The organism is Neotamlana laminarinivorans (genome assembly GCF_020523925.1).
GTDB classification, from domain to species: domain Bacteria; phylum Bacteroidota; class Bacteroidia; order Flavobacteriales; family Flavobacteriaceae; genus Neotamlana; species Neotamlana laminarinivorans.
In genome coordinates, this window is sequence record NZ_JAJAPW010000076.1 from 1 (window position 1) to 290 (window position 290).

Annotated in this window: 1 protein-coding gene; it reads right to left on the reverse strand. The window is 31.7% G+C overall.

Annotation, left to right across the window (positions count from 1 at the left end):
- The coding region (locus tag LG649_RS16100) for an LptF/LptG family permease (protein WP_226544833.1) at nucleotides 1-290 on the reverse strand (290 nt) is incomplete at both ends.

Genomic DNA, 290 nt, shown 5'->3' on the forward strand with positions numbered 1-290 from the left:
TAAAAACAACAAAATAGCAATAACCATAGGTAAGCCAATACCGCCTTTTCTAATTAAAGCACCTAAGGGTGCGCCAACAAAAAACAAGATAACACAGGCAAAGCCTAAAGCAAATTTTTCGTGTAATGATATTACGTGTCTGTTAAGCCAAGCTTTAGAGTTTTTTGTTGTAGCATCTTTAGATACTATAAGCTGTTTAGAGCTTATCATAGATTTTAATGAAATATCTACAATATCTAGTTTTTGTTTGGTTTTAAAAATATCTAGAATTGGCCCTAAATAGACAGAGT